Annotated in this window: 23 protein-coding genes and 1 riboswitch; of the genes, 16 read left to right on the top strand and 7 right to left on the bottom strand. The window is 73.0% G+C overall.

What is annotated here, in order from left to right; genetic code table 11:
* The first annotated feature begins 69 nt into the window (after nucleotides 1–69).
* The 3 genes from ACGH52_RS06710 (at nucleotide 70) to ACGH52_RS06720 (ending at nucleotide 2009) form a co-directional block, all read left to right on the top strand.
* Nucleotides 70–705: an ATP-dependent Clp protease proteolytic subunit gene (locus ACGH52_RS06710; protein ID WP_399938154.1), complete on the top strand. Its 636-nt coding sequence runs from the start codon at nucleotides 70–72 to the stop codon at nucleotides 703–705.
* Nucleotides 706–712: 7 nt separating this feature from the next.
* The gene (locus tag ACGH52_RS06715; RefSeq protein ID WP_059297609.1) at nucleotides 713–1021 is read left to right on the top strand and encodes a hypothetical protein; all 309 of its coding nucleotides are present in this window, start codon (nucleotides 713–715) and stop codon (nucleotides 1019–1021) included.
* A 377-nt stretch (nucleotides 1022–1398) separates the two neighbouring features.
* A riboswitch (cyclic di-AMP (ydaO/yuaA leader) is annotated at nucleotides 1399–1532 on the top strand.
* A gap of 3 nt (nucleotides 1533–1535) precedes the next feature.
* Nucleotides 1536–2009, top strand: coding sequence for a C40 family peptidase (locus ACGH52_RS06720; RefSeq protein WP_059297610.1), 474 nt, complete (start codon nucleotides 1536–1538; stop codon nucleotides 2007–2009).
* Here the strand turns inward: ACGH52_RS06720 and ACGH52_RS06725 are convergent.
* Nucleotides 1980–2492: an ATP-binding protein gene (locus ACGH52_RS06725; RefSeq protein WP_076973275.1), complete on the bottom strand. Its 513-nt coding sequence runs from the start codon at nucleotides 2490–2492 to the stop codon at nucleotides 1980–1982. The two genes, ACGH52_RS06720 and ACGH52_RS06725, sit on opposite strands and share 30 nt — an antisense overlap.
* Before the next feature lie 217 nt (nucleotides 2493–2709).
* On the opposite strand from ACGH52_RS06725, the gene ACGH52_RS06730 reads away from it, so the two are divergent.
* The gene (locus ACGH52_RS06730; RefSeq protein WP_076973276.1) at nucleotides 2710–3570 is read left to right on the top strand and encodes a helix-turn-helix transcriptional regulator; all 861 of its coding nucleotides are present in this window, start codon (nucleotides 2710–2712) and stop codon (nucleotides 3568–3570) included.
* Nucleotides 3571–3591: 21 nt separating this feature from the next.
* Nucleotides 3592–3822 carry a DUF397 domain-containing protein gene (locus ACGH52_RS06735; protein ID WP_076973414.1) on the top strand — a complete coding sequence of 77 codons (231 nt, stop codon included), beginning with the start codon at nucleotides 3592–3594 and terminating at the stop codon, nucleotides 3820–3822.
* A 42-nt stretch (nucleotides 3823–3864) separates the two neighbouring features.
* Here ACGH52_RS06735 and ACGH52_RS06740 read toward each other — a convergent pair whose 3' ends face one another.
* Nucleotides 3865–4992 carry an 8-amino-7-oxononanoate synthase gene (locus tag ACGH52_RS06740; protein WP_399938157.1) on the bottom strand — a complete coding sequence of 376 codons (1128 nt, stop codon included), beginning with the start codon at nucleotides 4990–4992 and terminating at the stop codon, nucleotides 3865–3867.
* A 150-nt stretch (nucleotides 4993–5142) separates the two neighbouring features.
* Between ACGH52_RS06740 and bioB the strand changes: the two genes are divergently transcribed.
* From bioB to ACGH52_RS06760, 4 genes are all read left to right on the top strand, one after another.
* A complete protein-coding gene (gene bioB, locus ACGH52_RS06745; protein WP_121704830.1) occupies nucleotides 5143–6336 on the top strand; it encodes a biotin synthase BioB in 1194 nt (397 codons plus the stop codon).
* Nucleotides 6329–7615: an adenosylmethionine--8-amino-7-oxononanoate transaminase gene (locus ACGH52_RS06750; RefSeq protein ID WP_399938159.1), complete on the top strand. Its 1287-nt coding sequence runs from the start codon at nucleotides 6329–6331 to the stop codon at nucleotides 7613–7615. The genes bioB and ACGH52_RS06750 overlap by 8 nt, the downstream gene beginning before the upstream one ends.
* 1 nt (nucleotide 7616) lies before the next feature.
* The gene (bioD, locus tag ACGH52_RS06755) at nucleotides 7617–8333 is read left to right on the top strand and encodes a dethiobiotin synthase (RefSeq protein WP_399938161.1); all 717 of its coding nucleotides are present in this window, start codon (nucleotides 7617–7619) and stop codon (nucleotides 8331–8333) included.
* Nucleotides 8334–8421: 88 nt separating this feature from the next.
* Nucleotides 8422–9096, top strand: coding sequence for a class I SAM-dependent methyltransferase (locus ACGH52_RS06760; protein WP_059297617.1), 675 nt, complete (start codon nucleotides 8422–8424; stop codon nucleotides 9094–9096).
* Nucleotides 9097–9108: 12 nt separating this feature from the next.
* Here ACGH52_RS06760 and ACGH52_RS06765 read toward each other — a convergent pair whose 3' ends face one another.
* Complete coding sequence (locus tag ACGH52_RS06765; RefSeq protein WP_059297618.1) at nucleotides 9109–9483, bottom strand: hypothetical protein; 375 nt, start codon at nucleotides 9481–9483, stop codon at nucleotides 9109–9111.
* Nucleotides 9484–9505: 22 nt separating this feature from the next.
* A complete protein-coding gene (locus ACGH52_RS06770) occupies nucleotides 9506–9733 on the bottom strand; it encodes a toxin-antitoxin system, antitoxin component (protein WP_076973281.1) in 228 nt (75 codons plus the stop codon).
* Between the two features lie 119 nt (nucleotides 9734–9852).
* Between ACGH52_RS06770 and ACGH52_RS06775 the strand changes: the two genes are divergently transcribed.
* From ACGH52_RS06775 to mug, 7 genes are all read left to right on the top strand, one after another.
* Entirely contained in the window at nucleotides 9853–10743 is an 891-nt protein-coding gene (locus tag ACGH52_RS06775; protein WP_121704828.1) for an LLM class F420-dependent oxidoreductase, read from the top strand.
* A 72-nt stretch (nucleotides 10744–10815) separates the two neighbouring features.
* Nucleotides 10816–11241: a GNAT family N-acetyltransferase gene (locus ACGH52_RS06780; protein ID WP_399938164.1), complete on the top strand. Its 426-nt coding sequence runs from the start codon at nucleotides 10816–10818 to the stop codon at nucleotides 11239–11241.
* Nucleotides 11242–11323: 82 nt separating this feature from the next.
* The gene (locus ACGH52_RS06785; RefSeq protein ID WP_210977828.1) at nucleotides 11324–12706 is read left to right on the top strand and encodes a hemolysin family protein; all 1383 of its coding nucleotides are present in this window, start codon (nucleotides 11324–11326) and stop codon (nucleotides 12704–12706) included.
* On the top strand, nucleotides 12703–13716 hold the full coding sequence (locus ACGH52_RS06790; protein WP_076973285.1) for a hemolysin family protein: 1014 nt from the start codon (nucleotides 12703–12705) through the stop codon (nucleotides 13714–13716). Before ACGH52_RS06785 ends, ACGH52_RS06790 begins: the two co-directional genes overlap by 4 nt.
* A gap of 85 nt (nucleotides 13717–13801) precedes the next feature.
* Nucleotides 13802–14584: an SGNH/GDSL hydrolase family protein gene (locus ACGH52_RS06795; RefSeq protein ID WP_059297623.1), complete on the top strand. Its 783-nt coding sequence runs from the start codon at nucleotides 13802–13804 to the stop codon at nucleotides 14582–14584.
* Between the two features lie 85 nt (nucleotides 14585–14669).
* A complete protein-coding gene (purB, locus tag ACGH52_RS06800) occupies nucleotides 14670–16112 on the top strand; it encodes an adenylosuccinate lyase (RefSeq protein WP_076973286.1) in 1443 nt (480 codons plus the stop codon).
* Nucleotides 16113–16156: 44 nt separating this feature from the next.
* Nucleotides 16157–16672 (top strand): G/U mismatch-specific DNA glycosylase, encoded by a 516-nt coding sequence (gene mug / locus ACGH52_RS06805; RefSeq protein ID WP_121704826.1) that lies wholly within the window; start codon nucleotides 16157–16159, stop codon nucleotides 16670–16672.
* Nucleotides 16673–16675: 3 nt separating this feature from the next.
* Here the strand turns inward: mug and ACGH52_RS06810 are convergent, their stop codons facing one another.
* The 3 genes from ACGH52_RS06810 to ACGH52_RS06820 form a co-directional block, all read right to left on the bottom strand.
* Nucleotides 16676–17116, bottom strand: a complete 441-nt coding sequence (locus ACGH52_RS06810) for a hypothetical protein (RefSeq protein ID WP_059297626.1) — start codon at nucleotides 17114–17116, stop codon at nucleotides 16676–16678.
* A gap of 70 nt (nucleotides 17117–17186) precedes the next feature.
* The gene (locus tag ACGH52_RS06815; RefSeq protein WP_210977827.1) at nucleotides 17187–17912 is read right to left on the bottom strand and encodes an ABC transporter permease; all 726 of its coding nucleotides are present in this window, start codon (nucleotides 17910–17912) and stop codon (nucleotides 17187–17189) included.
* 2 nt (nucleotides 17913–17914) lie between these two features.
* A complete protein-coding gene (locus tag ACGH52_RS06820) occupies nucleotides 17915–18835 on the bottom strand; it encodes an ABC transporter ATP-binding protein (protein ID WP_399938168.1) in 921 nt (306 codons plus the stop codon).
* Nucleotides 18836–18887 lie beyond the last annotated feature (52 nt).

Genomic DNA, 18887 nt, shown 5'->3' on the forward strand with positions numbered 1-18887 from the left:
GTACGTCCTGTACATTTTTTACGGAGACGGCGCAGCCGAAGAGGGTTCCGCCACGAGGAGGGGTTCGTCATGACCCGACCGTCCGCCCGCCATGTCCTGCCCGAGTTCACCGAACGCACGAGTTCCGGGGCCCGGACGTCCGACCCGTACTCCAAGCTGCTCCAGGAGCGGATCGTCTTCCTCGGAACACCGGTCGACGAGACCTCCGCGAACGACGTGATGGCGCAGTTCATGTACCTGGAGCACCAGGCACCGGACCGGGACATCGAGCTCTACGTCAACTCGCCCGGCGGCTCCTTCACCGCCATGACGGCGATCTACGACACGATGCGCTACGTCGCCTGCGACGTGGCGACGACCTGCCTCGGACAGGCCGGTTCGTCCGCCGCGGTGCTGCTGGCGGCGGGCACCCCCGGCAAGCGCGCCGTCCTGCCCGGCGCCCGGGTGGTGATCCACCAGCCGGTGCTCACCGAACCGGTGGAGGGGCAGGCGAGCGACCTGGTCGTCCACGCCGACGAATTGCTCCGCGTCCGCGCCCGCCTGGAGGAGATCCTGGTACGCCACACGGGCCGCAGCCCCGAACAGGTGAGCGCGGACATCGAGCGGGAAACGGTCCTCGACGCCCAACAGGCGCTGGAGTACGGCCTGGTGGACCGGATCGTGCCCGCCCGCAGGACCCCGCCCACCGCACCCGGCGCGAGGTGAGCCGTCCGTGCTGCCACCCGAGTTGCCCCCGCTGCCGGCCCTGACCCGCGCCGAGGCCGAGGTCATCGACCGCTTCCTGGACGTCGTCGATCTGCTCGGGCGCATCAACCCCGGGCGGGACGGCGACACCTACGGCGGCCTGCGGGCCGCTCAGGCGCTGGTGGGCAAGGCGGCGGCGCTGCGTGACGCGCTGGCGCTGATGCACCGGCGCGGCGAGACCCAGGTGCACGCCGCCACCCTCGCCCGGGCGCTGCGCGTACTGGACGGGGAACGCCGGACGGCGCGGGTCTGCCTTCCGCCGCGCTCCGGGAGTTGAGGAAGCCCGCGTCGAAACGGACCAAACGGCGTACCCCCTTTCGGCGTAGGGACACCTCCGATTGCTGACCGGCCGAAGTTGCGGCGCCCCGCGTCCAGCCGGTCCCCCGCACCGCTCCGCCGCTGGTCCCGGCGCCGCCGCCGTGCCCGGCGGCCCGTCGAACACGAAGGGGCGACCCGAACGGGTGAGTGGGATGTAACAACACAAAGGGCACGTTCCGTTGGGATTTTCCCTTCGGGCGGGACAGGATCCGTCACGACGACAAGCCCCCGCCGCCGCGGCGGGGCGGTCCGGGCGGACGCCGAGTCCTGCCGCCGTCCGGACGACCGGTCGCGAGGAAGTGGATCGGCAGGAGTGGAGGACCCGAGCACGACGGGTCGCCGGCACGGCCGCCTCCGCGAGAGGTGCCGGACCGAGCGGTCCTTGGGGTGAAGCCGCACTCGTGCGGCCGGGCAACTTCGCCAGCCCGAATCCGACAGGTCATCCTTCACAGGCGGCTGACGAAGGGTTGCGCATGTCCGCGCTCAATCGTGTCCCGTCGCTGATGGCTCGTGCCGGTACGGCCTCGGCCCTCACCCTCGCCGCCGTGGGCGGCTCCGTCGTGGTCCCCGGTGCCGCCTCCGAGGCGGCCGCGGCGAGCCATGCGACGAAGGCCCTCAAGATCGCCGCTTCCAAGCAGGGCTCCCCGTACCGCTGGGGCGCCATCGGACCCCATCGGTTCGACTGCTCCGGCCTGACGCTGTACTCGTTCAAGAAGGCCGGCAAGAAGCTGCCACGCACCGCGGCACAGCAGTACAACAAGACCCGCCACATCTCCGCCAAGAAACGCAAGGTGGGTGACCTCGTGTTCTTCCACTCCGGTCGGAGCGTCTACCACGTGGGCATCTACGCCGGGAAGGGCAGACTCTGGCACGCCCCGAAGACCGGGGACGTGGTGCGGCTGCAGAAGATCTGGACCTCAAGCGTCTGGTACGGCCGGGTCAAGTAGCCCGCCCGCGGGAGTGACGGCGTTCTGCCCCGCCGTCACTCCCGCGGGTGCCTCCGGCCCGCTCGGGGGTGACCAGGGCAGCTCGATGGAGACGGTCTTGCCCCCCTCGCGCGTGGGCCGGACCCTCAGCCTGCCGCCGCACTCGGCGGTCAGCCAGCGGATGATCACCATGCCCCGCCCGTTGTCCTGCTGAACGGCGGCGGGCAGCCGCTTGGGGAAGCGCGGGTGGCTGTCGGTGACGCCGAGACGCAGCCGCTCGTCGCGGTCGAGGACGAGGTCCACCGTGAAGGTGGGCGACTGCCCGAACGTGTGCTGGACCGCGTTGGTCGCCAGTTCGGAGACGATGAGCCGCACGGTCTCGGACAGGTCGGCGTCGAGCGGCAACCCCCATTCCGCCAGGGTGCCGACCACATAGGTCCGCGCGGCGGCCACCGAGGCGGGATCGCTCGGCAGAGTGACGGATGCTTCCAGATGGTCTGCCATGGCGACGTCGTCCCTTTCTCACGGGACCGCAGGCCCGACACGGAGCGGATGGTTCGAGTACGGTCCCGGACTGGTGCTTCGCCGCCAGACTGCCATCACCGGACCCGTGAAGGGCGGCGATCCACCAAGATATGCATATATCTGTCGCTCGAAGCGGTGAACTCTGCGACGGCAGAGCGTATTTGGGCGGCTCATAAGGAGTAAGGGAGTTTGTCCCATGCAGCACGGTCCCGTGGTGCGCCGCCGGAAGCTGGGCGCGGAACTGCGCGCTCTGCGCATGTCGGCGGGCATCACCAGCGGCGAGGCGGCCCGGCTCGCGGGCTGGCACCAGTCGAAGGTCAGCCGGATCGAGACGGGGACGAGCGGGGTGAAACCGGCCGACGTGCGGTTACTGCTCGACGTCTACGGCGTGGACGACGAGCAGCTGCGGGGGCTGCTGGAGATGCTGGCGCGCTCCGAGGACGCGGGGGGACGCAACCACTGGTGGCACGCGTACCGCGGGGTGCTGCCACCGACCTACCGCGACTTCATCAGCCTGGAGTCGCAGGCCAGCGCGATGCGCACGCTGGAGACCACGGTGGTGCCCGGCCTGCTCCAGACGCCGGAGTACGCCCGCGCGGTGACACGGGCCGCGGTGGACGGCATGCCGGCGGAACGGCTGGAGACGCTGGTGGAGGTCCGGCTGGCCCGGCAGGACGTGCTGCGCGGCGAGCCGCCCCTGGAGCTGAGCGCGGTCCTGGACGAGGCGGTGCTGCGCCGGGAGGTGGGCGGGCCCGGGGTGATGGCCCGTCAACTGGCCAGACTGGTCGAGGCCGCGCGGCTCCCCCATGTCCGCCTCCAGGTCCTGCCGTTTGCCGCCGGGGCGCACATCGGTGTCACCGGCCCTTTCGTAATCTTCTCTTTTTCGAGCACTTCTGATCTGGATGTGGTTGTTCTCGACCACTTGACGAGTAGCCTGCACCTCGAACGGAAAGAAGACCTAGAGGCCTATACCGAGGCCTTCAACGCCCTTCTGATCCATGCCCTTTCGCCCGAGGACTCGTTGGACTTCATCGCCGCCACCGCGGCAGGCGCGTAAGGAGGCACCATGTCAGGCTTCATGTCCGAACGTCCCCGGAACATCCCTGTCAGCACCGACATGACCGGTGTGCGGTGGCTGCGCAGCAGTTACAGCACCGGAGCGAACAACTGTGTGGAGACGGCCCGTCCGTCGGCCGGCCGCTGGGCCGGACTGCTCGCCGTGCGCGACTCCAAGAACCCGGCCGGGCCCGCCCTGCTCTTCTCCCCCGGGAGCTGGACGGCGTTCACCGCCCGCGTCCACCGGGACTGACCCCGACGGGCTCCGGACGGCGCACGGCCGTGTCCCGCCGACTCATGGCCGCGTGTCGCCGATCACCCGTACGGCACGCTCGATCTGTTCCCCGGAGAGGTTTCCACGCGCGGTCAGCCTGAGCCGTGAGATGCCGTCGGGCACCGAAGGAGGGCGGAAGCAGCCCACGGCCAGGCCGGCCGCCCGGCAGTCGGCCGCCCACCGCACGGCCCCCTCCGGGGAGGGCGCGCGCACCGAGACGACCGCGGCGTCCGGACGTACCGCGTCCAGACCCGCGGCGGTCAGGCGCGCGTGCAGCTCGGCGGCGACGGAACGGGCCCGCGCGGCCCGCTCCGGCTCGCGGCCGAGCAGCCTGAGCGCCGCCAGGGCCGCCCCTGCCGCGGCGGGGGCGAGTCCGGTGTCGAAGATGAACGTACGGGCCGCGTTGACCAGGTGACCGATCACCCGGGCGGGGCCCAGCACGGCGCCGCCCTGCGCGCCGAGCGACTTGGACAGCGTCACGGTCACCACGACGTCGTCGCGGCCCGCGAGACCCGCGCCGTGCGGGGCGCCCCGGCCGCCGTCGCCGAGGACGCCGAGGCCGTGTGCGTCGTCGACGACCAGTCCGGCCCCGTGCGCCCGGCACACCTCGGCGAGTGCGGCCAGGGGCGCGGCGTCGCCGTCGACCGAGAAGACCGTGTCGGAGACGGCCACGGCGGGTCCGTCGTGGGTCGCCAGTGCCTTGCGCACGGCGTCCGGGTCGGCGTGCCCCACGACCTGGGTGGCGCCGCGGGCGAGCCGGCACCCGTCGATCAGTGAGGCGTGGTTGCCCGCGTCGGAGACGACGAGGCTGCCGTGCGGTGCCAGCGCGGTGACCGCGGCGAGGTTGGCCGCGTAGCCGGAGGAGAAGACGAGCGCGGCCTCGAAACCGCAGAACTCGGCCAGTTCGCGCTCGAGTTCGGCGTGCAGCTCGGTCGTGCCGGTCACGAGCCGCGAGCCGGTCGCGCCGCCGCCCCAGGTCCGCGCGGCCGCCGCCGCCCCCTCGACGACCTCCGGGTGCCGGGCCAGTCCCAGGTAGTCGTTGCTCGCCAGGTCCAGCAGCGCCGACGTCGCCGGGCGGGGGCGCAGCCCCCGTACGAGTCCGGCCTCGCGGCGCGCCCGGTCCTGCTCGTCGATCCAGCCGAACGCCATGGGGTGGCCCTCCGGTGTTTTGTAGGCAATGAACAGACATTAGCGGCCCGGCCACCCCCGCGAGGTGTGGCAATACCCACACGTCGATCTGTCAGTGTTGTGCGAAGTCTCCTTGGCCGCGGACGGCCCCTTAGGACAGGATCGGCTCTCATGGACCTGCTGAACACGCTGGTGGACAAGGGGCTTCGGCGCGAGTCGCCGACCCGCGAGGAGGCGCTCGCCGTCCTCGCCACTTCCGACGACGACGTGCTCGACGTGGTGGCCGCGGCCGGAAAGGTGCGCCGCCACTGGTTCGGCCGACGGGTGAAACTCAACTATCTCGTCAACCTCAAGTCGGGCCTGTGTCCCGAGGACTGCTCCTACTGCTCGCAGCGGCTGGGCTCCAAGGCGGAGATCCTCAAGTACACCTGGCTCAAGCCCGACCAGGCCTCCGCGGCCGCCGCGGCGGGGGTGTCCGGGGGCGCCAAGCGGGTGTGCCTGGTGGCCAGCGGACGCGGCCCGACCGACCGGGACGTGGACCGGGTCTCGGACACCATCAAGGCCATCAAGGAGCAGAACGAGTCGGTCGAGGTGTGCGCCTGCCTGGGGCTGCTCTCCGACGGCCAGGCGGAGCGGCTGCGGGAGGCCGGTGCCGACGCCTACAACCACAACCTCAACACCTCCGAGTCGACGTACGGCGACATCACGACCACGCACACGTACGCCGACCGGGTGGACACGGTGAACAAGGCGCACGCGGCCGGGCTGTCCGCCTGCTCGGGTCTCATCGCGGGCATGGGCGAGAGCGACGAGGACCTGGTCGACGTGGTCTTCTCGCTGCGGGAGCTGGACCCGGACTCGGTGCCGGTCAACTTCCTGATCCCGATGGAGGGCACGCCGCTCGCCAAGGAGTGGCACCTGACCCCGCAGCGGTGCCTGCGCATCCTGGCGATGACGCGGTTCGTCTGCCCGGACGCCGAGGTGCGCATCGCCGGGGGGCGCGAGGTCCATCTGCGCACCATGCAGCCGCTCGCGCTGCACCTGGCCAACTCGATCTTCCTCGGCGACTACCTCACCAGCGAGGGACAGGCGGGCCACGCGGACCTGGAGATGATCGCGGACGCCGGTTTCGAGGTGGAGGGCGCCGGGGAGGTCACCCTGCCGGAGCACCGCGTGGCCGCCCGGGGCGGCGGCTGCGGCTCACCCGAGGGCGGTGGCGGGTGCGGCTCGCACGCGGGCGGCGGGGTGTGCGCCCCGGCGCCCGCCGAGGAGCCCGCGGCGCCGCGCCCCGCCGAGGAGCCCCGCACCGACCTCGTGGCCGTACGCCGTCGCGGCGCCGGGACGGACCTCGCGCCCAATGCCTGAGCCCGCGTTGAACGTCGCCGAACTGCTGGCGCTGGACCGGCGCCACGTCTGGCACCCGTACGGGCCCATGCCCGGCCGGCAGGACCCGCTCGTCGTGGAGTCGGCGAGCGGGGTCCGGCTGCGGCCGGCCGACGGCTCCGGGGAGCTGGTCGACGGGATGTCGTCCTGGTGGTCGGCGATCCACGGCTACAACCACCCGGTGCTGAACGAGGCCGCGCGCGAGCAGTTGGAGCGGATGAGCCACGTGATGTTCGGCGGGCTCACCCACGAGCCCGCCGTGCGACTGGCGAAGCTCCTTGTCGACATGTCGCCCGAGGGCCTGGAGCACGTGTTCCTCGCCGACTCCGGCTCGGTGTCGGTCGAGGTCGCCGTGAAGATGTGCCTGCAGTACTGGCGTTCCCTCGGCCGCCCCGGCAAGCGCCGCCTGCTCACCTGGCGCGGCGGCTACCACGGCGACACCTGGCAGCCCATGTCGGTGTGCGACCCGGAGGGCGGGATGCACGAGCTGTGGTCCGGCGTCCTGCCGCGCCAGGTCTTCGCGGACGCGCCGCCGTCGGAGTACGACGAGACGTACGCCGACCACCTGCGGTCACTGATCGAACGGCACGCCGACGAACTGGCCGCGGTGATCGTGGAGCCGGTGGTGCAGGGCGCGGGCGGGATGCGCTTCCACTCCCCCGCGTATCTGCGGGTGCTGCGCGAGGCGTGCGACGCGCACGGCGTGCTGCTGGTGTTCGACGAGATCGCCACCGGGTTCGGGCGCACGGGGGCGTTGTTCGCGGCGGAGCACGCGGCGGTGACGCCGGACGTGATGTGTGTGGGCAAGGCGCTGACCGGCGGTTATCTGACGATGGCGGCCACGCTGTGCACCGCGCGGGTGGCCGACGGCATCTCGCGGGGCGAGGTGCCGGTGCTGGCCCACGGACCGACGTTCATGGGCAATCCGCTGGCGGCGGCCGTGGCCTGCGCGTCGATCGGAGTGCTGCTCGGCCAGGACTGGCTCGCGGAGGTCAAGCGGATCGAGTCGGGCCTGCGCGAGGGGCTCGCGCCCGCCGCCGGGCTGCCGGGCGTGCGCGACGTGCGGGTGCTCGGCGCGATCGGCGTGGTGCAGCTCGACCACGCGGTGGACATGAGGGCGGCGACGGAGGCGGCGGTGCGCGAGGGCGTGTGGCTGCGCCCGTTCCGCGACCTGGTCTACACCATGCCGCCGTACGTCACGGGCGACGCGGACGTGGCGCGCATCGCCCGCGCGGTGTGCGCGGCGGCGAAGGAGGGATGACATGCCGGTACTGGTGATCACGGGCACGGGCACGGAGGTCGGCAAGACGGTCGTGACCGCGGCCGTCGCCGCGACGGCCCTGGCGGGCGGCCGGTCGGTGGCCGTGCTGAAGGCCGCGCAGACGGGCGTGCGGCCGGACGAGGCCGGGGACGCCGAGGAGGTGGCGCGGCTCGCGGGTGAGGTGACGGTCGCCGAAGTGGCGCGGTTCCCCGAGCCGTTGGCGCCGGGTACGGCCGCGCGCCGGGCCGGGCGGGCCCCGGTGCGTCCCGGGGAGGTCGCCGAGGCGGCGGCCAAGCTGGCCACGGAGCACGACCTGGTGCTGGTCGAGGGCGCGGGCGGGCTGCTCGTACGCTTCGACGCGGCCGGCGGGACGCTGGCGGACGCCGCCGGTCTGCTGGGCGCACCGGTGCTCGTGGTGACGTCGGCGGGGCTGGGCACGCTGAACACCACGGAGCTGACGGCGCGCGAGCTGCGTACCCGGGGGCTGGAGCTGACGGGGCTGGTGATCGGCAGCTGGCCCCGGGACCCGGACCTCGCCGCCCGCTGCAACCTCGCGGACCTTCCGGACGTGTCCGGCGCCCCGCTCCTCGGCGCCGTGCCCGCCGGAGCGGGGGCCCTCGCCCCGGCAGCCTTCCGCTCGACGGCGCCCCAGTGGCTGGCGCCTGTGCTGGACGGCACCTGGGACGCTGCCGCGTTCGGCGCCCGAGCGGCTCCCTGACCGGGTCGCGTTTCGACCGTGAGGTGGGTGCGGGGCGGCCGCGCGGGGGACAATCGCGGTGAGGCGCCGCCTCGTGAGGGAGGTCCCCATGCCGCAGCGATCCGCCCGTGCCCGCGCGCCGCGCGACGCCGTGCACCATCCGCTGTTCGCCCGCTACTACGCCCGGTGCAGTGTGGGCGCCGAGACCCGGATGGGCATGGCCCGCGTACGCCGACGGCTGCTCGCCGGGCTGTCCGGGCGGGTGATCGAGGTCGGCGCGGGCAACGGGCTGAACTTCTCGCACTATCCGGGCACCGTCTCCGAGGTCGTCGCCATCGAACCGGAGCGGCTGCTGCGGCAGTTGGCGGTGGAGGCGGCGCTGCGCGCCGAGGTGCCGGTGGACGTGGCGCCGGGCGCGGCGGAGGCCCTGCCGGTCAAGAGCGAGGCCTTCGACGCGGCCGTGGTCTCGCTGGTGCTGTGCAGCGTCCGGGACGTGCCACGGGCGCTCGCGGAGCTGCGGCGGGTCCTGCGCCCGGGCGGCCAGGTGCGGTTCTTCGAGCACGGCCGGGGCGGCGGGCGGGTGATGACCTTCACCCAGCGCGCGCTGGACCGGACGCTGTGGCCTCCCCTGTCCGGCGGCTGCCACCTCTCCCGCGAACCGGTGGCCGCGCTGCGGGAGGCGGGGTTCACGCTGGGGCCGTACCGGCGGGTGATGATGCCGGAGAACGGCCCGGCCCTGCCGACTTCGTACTGCGCCCTGGGCACGGCCTGGCGACCGTCCTGAGCCGGTGCGCGGTCACCCGCTCCAGCCGCGCAGTTCGCCGGCGATCTCCTCGACCGACGCCTCCCCCTTCTTCACCAGCAGCGCGAGGTCCCGCACCCGCTCGGGCGTGGTCGCGACCTCGACCCCGCTGGCGACCAGGTAGGCGTAGGCGACCGCGGAGGCGAACAGCGCGTTGGAGCGCTCCAGCGCCGGGACGTGGATCAGCAGTTGGAGCAGCGCCGCGGCACGGGCGTGCGGGGTGTCGTAGACGGGCGTGTCGAATATCTCGGCGCGGTGGCGGGCGACCGCGGCGACGAGGGCTCCCCAGTCGGTGACCTGCGGATCACCGGGAGTGCGCTGCTCGGCGAGCATCAGCAGCCAGGCGAGATCGATGGTGAGGTCGTTCATCCGGTACGTGCGCGGCGGCGGCTCAGCGACGACCCTCGCCGATCTCCTCGTCGAACACCTTTTCGTACTGCCGCATGAAGTCGGCGGCGGCCTCCACGAAGGTCCGGCCGGCCTCCCCGGTGTCCTGCCGGACCAGCTCCTCGATGTAGCGGTTGACGCTCATCCCCCGGGCCAGCGCCTTCTCCCGGGCCGCCCGGGCGGTGCCCTCGTCCACCCGCACGTTCAGCTGGGCCTTCTGGGTCTTCGCCATACCCTCGAAGCTAGCGCCGGAACGCTAGCAGCGGCAAGGCCGGACGGTGTCTTCCTCCCGCGGGCCGGGGAGTGATGGACTCACCGTGACCGGAAGTCCCCCGTGTGTGAGGAGAGTTCATGTCGCGTCCCTTCCGCTTCGGCGTCAACCTGATGAGCGCCGCCCCCGCCGACGAGTGGGACGCCAAGTGCCGGCGGGCCGAGGAACTCGGCTACGACGTGATCCTGGTGCCGGACCACCTCGGCATGCCGGCCCCGTTCCCGGCCCTGGTCGCCGCGGCCCGGGCCACCGAACGACCCCGGCTGGGCACGTTCGTGCTCAACGCGGGCTTCTGGAACCCCGCGCTGCTGGCCCGGGAGGTGGCGACCACCGACGCCCTGACCGGCGGGCGTCTGGAGCTCGGGCTCGGCACCGGCTACGTGCGCGCGGAGCACGACACCGCCGGGCTGGCCTTCGGCTCGCCGGGCGAGCGGGTGGACCACCTGCGGCGCACCGTGGAGGAGCTGGAGCGGCTGCTGGGCGACGAGGAGTACCTGCCCCGGCCCACGCAGCGGCCCGGGGTTCCGCTGCTGATCGGCGCGAACGGCGACCGGATGCTGGAGCTGACCGCCCGGCACGCCGACATCGCCGCGTTCACCGGCGGACGCACCGTGCGGGGAACCACCACGGGACAGCTGGCGCCGATCACCGCCGGGGAACTCGACGAGCGCGTCGCCCGGTACCGGGAGCTGGCCGCCGGGCGCGGGGAACCGGCGGAGCTGAACCTGCTCATCCAGATGGTCGCCGTCACCGAGGACCGCGAGTCCACCGTCCGGCCCTACCTGGAGCACATCCCCCACCTCACCCCGGAGCAGGTGCTGGAGCTGCCCATCCTCCTGGCCGGAACCCTGGAGCAGATCACCGCGCAGGTGCGGGCACAGCGCGAGCGGTACGGCTTCACCTACCTGACGGTGCTGGAGCCGTTCATGGAGGCCTTCGCGCCGGTGCTGCGGGCCCTGCGCGCGGACTGACCGTCGCGCGCCCCACCGTCCGCATACCGGAATCACCGCACGGGGGCGCGGCGCGCGTGGTGGGATCGCGGCATGACTGAGCTGCGGATACGGCCCGCCGGGCCCGAGGACCTGGACGCCGTGCTGGCCTTCTGGAAGACGGCCGCCGAGGGGACGAGCATCAGCGACGACCGGGAGGGCGTGGAGCGCCTGGTGGCGCGCGACCCGGGGGCGCTGCTCCTGGCCGAGCGCGACGGGGAGCTGGTGGGCACGGTGATCGCGGGCTTCGACGGCTGGCGCTGCCATCTGTACCGGCTGGCGGTGCACCCGGACCACCGGCGCCGGGGCATCGGCTCGGCCCTGCTCACCGCGGCCGACGAGCGGTTCGTCCGGCTCGGCGGACGCCGCGGGGACGCGATGGTGCTGGTGCGCAACGAGCGGGCCCAGCATGCCTGGCGGGCCGCCGGGTACGAGCCGCAGGAGCAGTGGCGGCGCTGGGTGAAGCACCTCACCGGCTGAGCGGCCGCGGAGCGAAAGGTTGAAGGCTTGAACATCGGGCGAACCTCCGAACCCTGGTCGATCATGGATCCGAGGTGACCCGATGACCGAAGTGCTCCTGCTGCTGGTGGCGATTTTGCTCTCGCTCGCGTGCGGCGCCTTCGTCGCGGCCGAGTTCTCGCTGACCACCGTCGAACGGGGCGAACTGGAGCGGGCCGCGGCGCGGGGCGAGCGGGGCGCGGCGAGCGCTCTCAAGGGTGTCCGGAACCTGACCTTCCAACTCTCCGGCGCGCAGCTCGGCATCACGGTCACCAACCTGGTGGTCGGCATGCTCGCCGAGCCGTCGGTCGCCGCGCTGATCTCGGGGCCGCTGGCGGACCTGGGGATGTCGCGCTCGGCGGCGTCCTCACTGGCCCTGGTGCTGGGCACGGCCCTGTCGACGGTCTTCCTGATGATCGTCGGCGAGCTGGTGCCGAAGAACTGGGCGATCTCCTCGCCGCTGGCCGTGGCCAAGCGGGTGGGCGGCCCGCAGCGCTGGTTCAGCGCCGTCTTCCGGCCCTTCATCACGCACCTGAACAACACCGCCAACCGCGTCGTGCGCCGCTTCGGTGTGGAGCCCGCCGAGGAGCTGGCGTCCGCGCGCGGGCCGCAGGAGCTGGCGGCGCTCGCCCGGCACTCCGCCAAGGAGGGCGCGCTGGAGCCCGACACGGCCGAGCTGTTCGTGCGCACCCTGAACCTGGCCGACCTGACGGCGCAGCAGGTGATGACCCCGCGTGTCCAGGTCGTGGCCCTCGACGCCCGGGCGACGTGCGAGGACGTGGCGAACGCGACGCGGGCGACCGGGCTGTCCCGGTTCCCGGTCTACCGCGACAGCCTCGACGCCGTGGTCGGGACGGCGCACGTCAAGGACGTCCTCGCGGTGCCCGCCGAGCGGCGGCCCGGGATGCCGGTCGCCGACCTGATGCGCGAGCCGCTGCTCGTCCCCGAGTCACTGACCGTGGACCGGCTTCTCGACCGGCTCTCCGGGCGGCGCACGATGGCCGTGGTGATCGACGAGTACGGGGGTACGGCGGGCGTGGCCACGCTGGAGGACATCGTCGAGGAGGTGGTCGGCCAGGTACGGGACGAGCACGATCCGCACGAGACCCCCGACCTCGACCCGGCCGGCACGGACGAGGCAGGGCACGCGCTGTACTGGGCCGACGGTTCGGCACGCGTGGACCGGCTCGAACGGCTGGGGCTGCGGGTGCCGGAGGGCCCGTACGAGACGGTCGCGGGGCTGGTCGCGGCCGGTCTCGGGCGCATCCCCGCCGTCGGCGACAGCCTCAATGTGGCCGGCTGGCGGCTGGACGTCGTGGACGCCACGGGGCGCCGGGCGGCCCGGGTGCTGATGCACGCTCCGCTGAACGACGCGGCCGCTGCCGCGGACACCGCCGACGGGCCCGGCACCGACGCCGACGAGGACGAAGGGGAGGCCGGACGGTGACCGCCGTACAGCTGCTGATCGGTCTGGCGACGCTGGTCGTCAACGCGTTCTTCGTGGGCGCCGAGTTCGCGCTGATCTCCGTGCGCCGCAGCCAGGTGGAGCCGTACGCCGAGGAGGGCGACGCCCGGGCGAAGCGGGTGCTGTGGGGCCTCGAGCACGTGTCGGCGCTGATGGCGGCGGCGCAGCTGGGCATCACGCTGTGCACCCTGGTCCTCGGTGTGGTCGCGGAACCGGCGATCGCCCATCTGCTGGAGCCGGTGTTCCACGCGGTGGGGGTGCCGTCGGGCGCCGGGCACGCGGTGTCCTTCGTGATCGCCCTGGCGCTGGCGACGTATCTGCACATGCTGCTCGGCGAGATGGTGCCGAAGAACATCGCGCTGGCCGAGCCGGTGCGCAGCGCGCTGCTCCTCGGTCCGCCGCTGGTGGCGCTGTCCCGGGCCCTGCGTCCGGTGATCTTCACGATCAACTCCCTGGCCAACGGGCTGCTCAAGCTGCTCAGGGTCGAGGCCAGGAACGAGGTGGCGGCGACGTTCACGGACGCGGAGCTGGCGGAGATCGTCAAGGACGCCGGTGAGGCCGGGCTGATCGACGACCGGGCCAGGGAGCGGCTGTACGACGCCCTGGAGCTGGGCCGCCGGCCGGTGCGGGACGTGGTGCTGCCGCTGGAGCGCGTCGTCCACGCGCGCGTGGGCATCACTCCGGAGCAGTTGGAGCGGCTGTCGGCGCAGTCGGGGTTCTCCCGCTTCCCCGTGGTGGACGACGGGCGGCGGATCGTGGGGTACCTGCACGTGAAGGACGCCCTGGACGCCTCGCCGCGGGACCTGCCGTTCCGCCTGCGCGACATGCGCCCCATCGCCCGGGTGCGCGAACGGACCCCGCTGGACGACGTACTCACCGCCATGCGGCGCAGCCGCACGCACCTGGCGGCGGTCCTGGGCTCCGACGGGCGGCTGGCGGGGCTGGTGACCATGGAAGACGTACTGCGGGAGCTGTTCGGGCAGCGGGCGTGAGCCCGCCGCGCCGCGAGCGCGCGGTCCAGGGCCGCGGAGGGCGACCGACCGGCGGGTATGTGCAGGGGATACCATTTCCGTCGCCATGCAGACGAACCCCATGTACACCAGTCTCGTCGCCGTCGGCGACTCCTTCACCGAAGGCATGTCGGACCTGCTGCCCGACGGCTCCTACCGGGGCTGGGCCGACCTCCTCGCCGCGCGGATGGCGGCCCGCTCCCCCGGCTTCCGGTACGCCAACCTCGCGGTGCGCGGCAAGCTGATCGGGCAGATCGTCGACGAGCAGGTCGATGTGGCCGCGGCCATGGGAGCCGATGTGATCACGCTGGTCGGCGGGCTCAACGACACCCTGCGGCCCAAGTGCGACATGGCGCGGGTGCGGGATCTGCTGACGCAGGCCGTGGAGCGGCTCGCCCCGAGCTGCAAGCAGCTGGTGCTGATGCGCAGCCCCGGCCGCCAGGGCCCGGTGCTGGAGCGGTTCCGCCCGCGCATGGAGGCACTGTTCGCGATCATCGACGACCTGTCCGAGCGGCACGGCGCCGTGGTCGTGGACCTGTACGGCGCCCAGTCCCTGGCCGACCCCCGGATGTGGGACGTGGACCGGCTGCACCTGACCGCCGAAGGGCACCGCCGGGTCGCGGAGGCGGTGTGGCAGTCGCTCGGTCACGAACCCGAGGACGCCGAGTGGCACGCGCCGATCCCGGCGACGCCGCCGCCGGGCTGGACGGCGCGCCGGACCGCGGACGTCCGGTTCGCCCGGCAGCACCTGCTGCCCTGGATAGGCCGCAGGCTGACCGGCCGCTCGTCCGGCGACGGCCTGCCGCCCAAGCGCCCGGACCTGCTGCCCTACGAGGATCCCGCGCGGTGATCCCCGGCGTCGCGGCCCCTTCGTAGCTTCCGACGAACGGCCCCGCGGCGCCGACCTGCACGAATCGCCAGTAGAATCCGTCTACGTGACTTCCGCTCCCGCCAAGCCCCGCATCCCGAACGTCCTCGCCGGACGCTACGCCTCCGCCGAGCTCGCCACGCTCTGGTCGCCCGAGCAGAAGGTGAAGCTGGAGCGGCAGCTCTGGCTCGCCGTGCTGCGCGCCCAGAAGGACCTGGGCATCGAGGTGCCCGACGCCGCGATCGCCGACTACGAGCGCGTCCTCGACCAGGTCGACCTGGCCTCGATCGCCGAGCGCGAGAAGGTCACCCGGCACGACGTGAAGGCACGGATCGAGGAGTTCAACGACCTCGCCGGGCACGAGCACGTGCACAAGGGCATGACCTCCCGCGACCTCACGGAGAACGTCGAGCAGCTGCAGGTCCGGCTCTCGCTGGAGCTGATCCGGGACCGCTCGGTGGCCGTCCTAGCCCGCCTCGGCAAGCTGGCCGGCGAGTACGCCGAGCTGGTCATGGCCGGTCGCTCGCACAACGTGGCCGCGCAGGCCACCACGCTGGGCAAGCGGTTCGCCACCGCCGCCGACGAGCTGCTGGTCGCCCACGGCCGGGTGGAGGAGCTGCTCGGCCGCTACCCGCTGCGCGGCATCAAGGGCCCGGTCGGCACCGCCCAGGACATGCTGGACCTGCTCGGCGGCGACGCGGGCAAGCTCGCCGAGCTGGAGCAGCGGATCGCCGGGCACCTCGGCTTCTCGCAGGCCTTCACCTCGGTCGGCCAGGTCTACCCGCGCTCGCTGGACTACGAGGTCGTCACCGCGCTGGTGCAGCTGGCGGCGGCGCCGTCCTCGCTGGCGAAGACGATCCGGCTGATGGCCGGACACGAGCTGGTCACCGAGGGCTTCAAGCCCGGCCAGGTCGGCTCCTCGGCGATGCCGCACAAGATGAACACCCGCTCCTGCGAGCGCGTCAACGGCCTGATGGTGATCCTGCGCGGCTACGCCTCGATGACCGGTGAGCTGGCGGGCGACCAGTGGAACGAGGGCGACGTGTCCTGCTCGGTGGTGCGCCGCGTGGCCCTCCCCGACGCGTTCTTCGCCCTCGACGGGCTGCTGGAGACCTTCCTGACCGTGCTCGACGAGTTCGGTGCCTTCCCGGCCGTCGTGGCCCGGGAGCTGGACCGCTACCTGCCGTTCCTGGCCACCACCAAGGTGCTGATGGGCGCGGTGCGGGCCGGGGTCGGCCGCGAGGTCGCGCACGAGGCCATCAAGGAGAACGCGGTGGCCTCCGCGCTGGCCATGCGCGAGCAGGGTGCCGAGCGCAACGAGCTGCTGGACAAGCTGGCCGCCGACGACCGCATCCCGCTGGACCGGGCGGCTCTGGACGCCCTGATGGCCGACAAGCTCTCCTTCACCGGCGCCGCGGCCGACCAGGTCGGTGTCGTCGTCGGCCGGATCGAGGAGATCGTCAAGCGGCACCCCGAGGCCGCGGGTTACACCCCCGGGGCGATCCTCTGACCCGCTTCACCCGGGCCGAGCTGGAGGCCGCCCGCGACCGTCTCGTGCCGGACGTCGTCGCGGACGGCCTGCGGGTGCTCTTCTGCGGCATCAACCCCGGTCTGATGACGGCGGCGACGGGCCACCACTTCGCGCGTCCCGGCAACCGCTTCTGGCCCGTCCTGCATCTGTCCGGGTTCACACCGCGGCTGCTGAAGCCGTCGGAGCAGGACGAGTTGCCCTCGTACGGGCTCGGCATCACGAACGTCGTGGCGCGGGCCAGCGCGCGGGCGGACGAGCTGACCGCCGAGGAGTACCGGGAGGGCGGGCGGCTGCTGGCCGCCAAGGTGGCCCGGCTGCGTCCGCGCTGGCTGGCCGTGGTCGGCGTCACCGCCTACCGGACCGCGTTCGACGAGCGGCACGCGCAAGTGGGGCAGCAGGAGCGGACGTTCGGCGACACGCGGGTGTGGGTGCTGCCGAACCCGAGCGGGCTGAACGCGCACTGGACGGCGCAGACGATGGCGGAGGAGTTCGCCCGGCTGCGGGTCGCGGCACAGATGGGGTCGCAGGCGCGGGCGTGACGGTCACGGTGGCGCCTCCTGCGTGACCACCGCCAGCAGCCGCACCTCGTCCGTCCCGTCGCGGTCGGCGACGGCCAGCGCGACCCAGCGGCCGGTGCCCTCGGCCTCCCAGAGGTACGCCACCCGCGCGCGGGCGCTCAGGCCGGCCCACGGCTCGGGTATCTCCTCCCGCTCGGTCCGCAGCAGGACCGTGTGCAGGTTGTAGGGGTCCGTCTCGCCCCAGCGCGGGGCGAGTCGTTCGTAGAGAGCGTCCCTGACCTTCTCGTACTGCTCGACCGTCGCCGCCCGCTCCCCCGGGTCCCGGCCGCCCAGGCCGTGGCTGCTCTCCAGCACCGCCGTGAAGTACCCGGGCGCCGCGGTGCCCTCGTCCGACGGGCCGTGCTCCGCCGGGAAGGGCCGGAAGCACAGCTCGTCGACGAGGGCGAGGTGCCGCGCGATGTTCATGTGTCCAGTAAACCCGCCGCCACTGACAATTGGCGGGGCGTCAGTCGGCCCTCCGCCCGCCCGCGCGGTGTCAGGCGTCCCGGCGGCGCAGCCGCCAGAATCCGGCGAGCAGCGCCGCCGCCGCCCACAGCGCGGTCACCGCGAGCCCCGTCCAGGGCCCCAGGGCCCCCTCGTGCGTCTGGTACAGGGCGATCTGCCCGGCCTTGTCCGGCAGGAAGTCGGCGACGGTGCCCGTCGCGTCCCCGATCACGAAGGAGACGATCAGGATGAACGGGATCAAGGTGGACAGGGTGGCCACGCCACTGCGGAACAGGGCGGTGAGTCCGGCCGCGAACAGGGCCATGAGCATGAGGTAGATCCCGCAGCCGACGACGCCCCGGAGTTGCTCGCCGACGGTGAGGGCGTCCGCCGCCGTGCCGAGACCCGCACGCGCGGCGAGCAGCGCGGCGAGTGCGGTGACCAGCCCCACCCCGAGGACCGGTACGGCGACGACCACCAGCTTCGCCGCGAACCACCGCCCGCGCTGCGGAACCGCGGCCAGGGTGAGCCGGATCCCGTTGCCCTGGTACTCGCTGGAGACGACGACGGCTCCGAAGGCGACGGCCGCGATCTGGCCGGGCATGACTCCGGACAGAGCCATGAACAGCGGGTCGAAGTCCGGGTCGGAGGTGTCGGACACCCCCGCCAGCGCGGAGAACGCCGTGGTGGCGGCGAACAGTGCCAGCAGGGTGCCGCACAGCGAGCGCAGGGTGAGCGCCTTGAGCGCCTCCGCGCGGAGGACGGGCGTGAGGTTCATGGTCAGGCCTCCTGGGGCTGTGCGGTGAACTCGGTCTCGGCGGCGGTCAGGTCGAGGTAGGCCTGCTCCAGCGTGCCTTCGTCCGCGGCCAGTTCGAGGACGGGCACGCCCGTGCCGGAGATGATCCGGCCGATGTCCTCCACGCGCGCGTCGTGCACGGTCCAGTGGCCGTCGTCGTGTTCCACGGCGTCCTGGCCGTGCCGGGCGAGCGCGGCCTTCAGCGCGGTCGCGTCCGACGTCCGGACCCGCACCCGTGGCCGCACGCGCGCGTCGATGAAGTCCCGCATCGGCGTGTCGGCGAGCAGGCGGCCCCGGCCGAGGACGACCAGGTGGTCGGCGAAGGACGCGGTCTCGTTCATGAGGTGGCTGGAGACCAGGACCGTGCGTCCCTCGGCCGCCATCCGGCGCAGCAGTTCGCGGATCCAGATGATGCCCTCGGGGTCCAGCCCGTTGGACGGCTCGTCCAGCATGACCACTTGGGGATCGCCCAGCAGCGCGGCGGCGATGCCCAGCCGCTGGCGCATGCCCAGGGAGAACGTCTTCACCCGGCGGCGGGCCACGGAGGCGATGCCCGTCTCCTCCAGCACCTCGTCGACCCGCCGCGCGGGGACGCGGTTGCTCGCCGCCAGGACGCGCAGGTGGTTCCGGGCGGTGCGCGAGCCGTGCGCGGCGTCCGCGTCGAGCAGGGCGCCGACGTGCCGCAGCGGCTCGTGCAGGGCGGTGTAGGCGCGTCCGCCGACGGTCGCGGTCCCGGAGGTGGGCCGGTCCAGACCCAGGACGAGTCGCATGGTGGTGGACTTGCCGGCGCCGTTGGGGCCGAGGAAGCCGGTGACGCGGCCGGGGCGCACGGTGAAGGTGAGGTCGTCGACGGCTCGTCGGGTGCCGTACTCCTTGGTGAGGTTCTGGACGTCGATGCTGGTCATGGCAGCAGCGTGCCGGTCGGTGCGGGGGCGGTGCCTCCCCCGCCGGTGGAGA

Origin of the sequence: Streptomyces sp. BBFR25, assembly GCF_044590125.1 — a bacterium.
In the GTDB taxonomy this organism is placed as follows: domain Bacteria; phylum Actinomycetota; class Actinomycetes; order Streptomycetales; family Streptomycetaceae; genus Streptomyces; species Streptomyces canus_D.

Bases quoted from the DNA above. Each gene is read 5' to 3' on its own strand.
- ACGH52_RS06710 (WP_399938154.1), top strand. From the start codon at position 70: ATGACCCGACCGTCCGCCCGCCATGTCCTGCCCGAGTTCACCGAACGC.
- ACGH52_RS06720 (WP_059297610.1), top strand. From the start codon at position 1,536: ATGTCCGCGCTCAATCGTGTCCCGTCGCTGATGGCTCGTGCCGGTACG.
- ACGH52_RS06725 (WP_076973275.1), bottom strand. From the start codon at position 2,492: ATGGCAGACCATCTGGAAGCATCCGTCACTCTGCCGAGCGATCCCGCC.
- ACGH52_RS06730 (WP_076973276.1), top strand. From the start codon at position 2,710: ATGCAGCACGGTCCCGTGGTGCGCCGCCGGAAGCTGGGCGCGGAACTG.
- ACGH52_RS06735 (WP_076973414.1), top strand. From the start codon at position 3,592: ATGTCCGAACGTCCCCGGAACATCCCTGTCAGCACCGACATGACCGGT.
- ACGH52_RS06740 (WP_399938157.1), bottom strand. From the start codon at position 4,992: ATGGCGTTCGGCTGGATCGACGAGCAGGACCGGGCGCGCCGCGAGGCC.
- bioB (WP_121704830.1), top strand. From the start codon at position 5,143: ATGGACCTGCTGAACACGCTGGTGGACAAGGGGCTTCGGCGCGAGTCG.
- ACGH52_RS06750 (WP_399938159.1), top strand. From the start codon at position 6,329: ATGCCTGAGCCCGCGTTGAACGTCGCCGAACTGCTGGCGCTGGACCGG.
- bioD (WP_399938161.1), top strand. From the start codon at position 7,617: ATGCCGGTACTGGTGATCACGGGCACGGGCACGGAGGTCGGCAAGACG.
- ACGH52_RS06760 (WP_059297617.1), top strand. From the start codon at position 8,422: ATGCCGCAGCGATCCGCCCGTGCCCGCGCGCCGCGCGACGCCGTGCAC.
- ACGH52_RS06765 (WP_059297618.1), bottom strand. From the start codon at position 9,483: ATGAACGACCTCACCATCGATCTCGCCTGGCTGCTGATGCTCGCCGAG.
- ACGH52_RS06770 (WP_076973281.1), bottom strand. From the start codon at position 9,733: ATGGCGAAGACCCAGAAGGCCCAGCTGAACGTGCGGGTGGACGAGGGC.
- ACGH52_RS06775 (WP_121704828.1), top strand. From the start codon at position 9,853: ATGTCGCGTCCCTTCCGCTTCGGCGTCAACCTGATGAGCGCCGCCCCC.
- ACGH52_RS06780 (WP_399938164.1), top strand. From the start codon at position 10,816: ATGACTGAGCTGCGGATACGGCCCGCCGGGCCCGAGGACCTGGACGCC.
- ACGH52_RS06785 (WP_210977828.1), top strand. From the start codon at position 11,324: ATGACCGAAGTGCTCCTGCTGCTGGTGGCGATTTTGCTCTCGCTCGCG.
- ACGH52_RS06795 (WP_059297623.1), top strand. From the start codon at position 13,802: ATGCAGACGAACCCCATGTACACCAGTCTCGTCGCCGTCGGCGACTCC.
- ACGH52_RS06810 (WP_059297626.1), bottom strand. From the start codon at position 17,116: ATGAACATCGCGCGGCACCTCGCCCTCGTCGACGAGCTGTGCTTCCGG.
- ACGH52_RS06815 (WP_210977827.1), bottom strand. From the start codon at position 17,912: ATGAACCTCACGCCCGTCCTCCGCGCGGAGGCGCTCAAGGCGCTCACC.
- ACGH52_RS06820 (WP_399938168.1), bottom strand. From the start codon at position 18,835: ATGACCAGCATCGACGTCCAGAACCTCACCAAGGAGTACGGCACCCGA.